The sequence below is a fragment of the Burkholderia sp. LMG 13014 genome (genome assembly GCF_905232215.1).
In the GTDB taxonomy this organism is placed as follows: domain Bacteria; phylum Pseudomonadota; class Gammaproteobacteria; order Burkholderiales; family Burkholderiaceae; genus Burkholderia.
Genome location: NZ_CAJNKE010000848.1, coordinates 1 through 1961, shown reverse-complemented (window position 1 = coordinate 1961; position 1961 = coordinate 1). Strand labels below are relative to the sequence as shown.

At 68.4% G+C, this 1961-nt stretch carries 3 protein-coding genes and 1 pseudogene; 1 reads left to right on the top strand and 3 read right to left on the bottom strand.

The window, feature by feature from the left end; translation table 11 throughout:
- The 3 genes and pseudogenes from JYJ84_RS35345 to JYJ84_RS35335 form a co-directional block, all read right to left on the bottom strand.
- Window positions 1–408, bottom strand: a pseudogene (locus tag JYJ84_RS35345) (sensor histidine kinase N-terminal domain-containing protein); the annotation flags it as partial.
- Window positions 409–411: 3 nt separating this feature from the next.
- Window positions 412–1074, bottom strand: coding sequence for a response regulator (locus JYJ84_RS35340; protein WP_039360640.1), 663 nt, complete (start codon window positions 1072–1074; stop codon window positions 412–414).
- Entirely contained in the window at window positions 1041–1262 is a 222-nt protein-coding gene (locus JYJ84_RS35335; protein WP_175221605.1) for a hypothetical protein, read from the bottom strand. The genes JYJ84_RS35340 and JYJ84_RS35335 overlap by 34 nt, the downstream gene beginning before the upstream one ends.
- Here JYJ84_RS35335 and JYJ84_RS35330 point away from each other — a divergent pair.
- The coding region (locus JYJ84_RS35330; RefSeq protein ID WP_205190187.1) for a D-alanyl-D-alanine carboxypeptidase/D-alanyl-D-alanine-endopeptidase at window positions 1261–1961 on the top strand (701 nt) is incomplete at its 3' end. The two genes, JYJ84_RS35335 and JYJ84_RS35330, sit on opposite strands and share 2 nt — an antisense overlap.

The following is a 1961-nucleotide window of genomic DNA, read 5'->3' as shown; positions in this document are numbered from 1 at the left end:
GACGTTCGCCGCCAGCCGGTTGCGCACCGACAGCGGCTGCGCGAGCTGCACGACGTTGTCGCCGACGATCGCGCCGTACACGCGCCATTCGCCGCGATCGGTGCGCTCGGTCGAGAAGCCGAGTTCCGCGCGCGGCGCGATCGGCGCACGCGGATGCGAGAAGTACATCAGCACGCCGTTGCGGTTCCAGATCTGGATCACGATGCCTTCGTCGCCGTTGGTGCGCGAACCGAACACCTGCGAGAACGGCTCGGACGGCAACGCCGCGGCGATTTCCTGCAACTGGTAGTCGAACAGTTCGTTCGCCTCGGCGAGCGCCTGCCGGTAGATGAGCCAGCCCGCGAGGCCCACGCCCGCGACGACGATCGCGAGCAGCCAGATCAGCAATTGATGACGAATCGACCTCACGCGTCAGCTTTCCTTGACGACCATGTAGCCGAGCCCGCGCACGTTGCGGATCAGGTCCGAGCCGAGCTTCTTGCGCAGCGCGTGGATGTAGACCTCGACCGTGTTGCTGCCGATCTCCTCGCCCCAGCCGTACATCTTCTCCTCGAGCTGGCTCTTCGACAGCACCGCGCCGGGCCGTGCGAGCAGCGCCTCGAGCAGCGCGAACTCGCGCGCGGACAGCGCGACGGGCACGCCGTCGAGCGTCACCTGGTGCGAAGCGGGATCGAGCGTCAACGCGCCGTGGCGGATCAGCGATTCGCTGCGCCCGGCCTGGCGGCGGATCAGCGCACGCATCCGCGCGCCCAGTTCATCGAGGTCGAACGGCTTGACGAGGTAATCGTCGGCGCCCGCGTCGAGCCCCTTCACGCGATCGGCCACCGCGTCGCGCGCGGTGACGATCAGCACCGGCAGCGCCAGCCCCCGCGCGCGCAGCGTGCGCAGCACGTCGATGCCGTCGCGCTTCGGCAGGCCGAGATCGAGCAGCAGCAGGTCGTACGTCTCGCCGCCGAGCGCCGTCAGCGCGGCGTCGCCGTCCTGCACCCAGTCGACCGCAAAGCCATCCGAGCGCAGCGCCTTGCGCACGCCTTCGGCAATCATTCGATCATCTTCGACAAGCAGAATCCGCATCGGGACAGGCATCCATCGGGCGAGTCAAACACGGCGACCATTGTAGCGCCACGAATCACATGCGCGGCACCGTGCAATGCAACAGAAAGGCGGATTGCAAGGGGGCTGTCCGGACTTGTCTCTACAATGTGCGCTTTGGCGCCGCGCGCGCCCTGCCCGAACGTCGTGCTTCTCCCGTATTCGTCCATGCCGATTTCCGATCTGTCCACCCGGTTCGCCCCCCGCACCCGCGTCTGCCTGCGGGCCGCCGCCATCGTCGCCACCTGCACGGCCCTCGCCTTCGCGCCGTCCGCGCAGGCCCGCAAGAAATCCCACAAGGAAGCGCGCAAGACCACGGTCGTGTCGCCCGCCGCACGTGCGGCCGGCCTGCCGGCGTCCGTGCTCGTCGCGCTGCAGCGCGCGAAGGTGCCGGCGTCGGCGATGAGCGTCGTCGTCGAGCGCGTCGGCGATCCGGAACCGCTGATCGCGTGGAATGCGAGCCGGCCGATGATGCCCGCCTCGACGATGAAGCTGGTGACGACCTTCTCGGGCCTGTCGATCCTCGGCCCCGACTACCGCTGGCGCACGACCGCGTACACGGACGGCACGATCGACCCCGACGGCACGCTGCAGGGCAACCTGTACATCAAGGGCACCGGCGATCCGAAGCTCGTGCCCGAAGAGCTGATCGACCTCGTCGACAAGCTCCGCAAGGCCGGCGTCAAGCGCGTGGCCGGCGGCCTCGTGCTCGACAAGAGCTACTTCGCGGCATCGACGCGCGATCTCCCGTCGTTCGACGACGACGCAAGCGCGCCGTACAACGTCGGCCCCGATCCGCTGCTGTACGCATTCAAGGCCGTGTCGTTCACCGTCACGCCGGGCGACGACGGCAAGGTGGCCGTCGACGT

Excerpts from the sequence above, each read along its gene's own strand:
- JYJ84_RS35335 (WP_175221605.1), bottom strand. The coding sequence starts at position 1,262 with ATGGACGAATACGGGAGAAGCACGACGTTCGGGCAGGGCGCGCGCGGC.
- JYJ84_RS35340 (WP_039360640.1), bottom strand. The coding sequence starts at position 1,074 with ATGCGGATTCTGCTTGTCGAAGATGATCGAATGATTGCCGAAGGCGTG.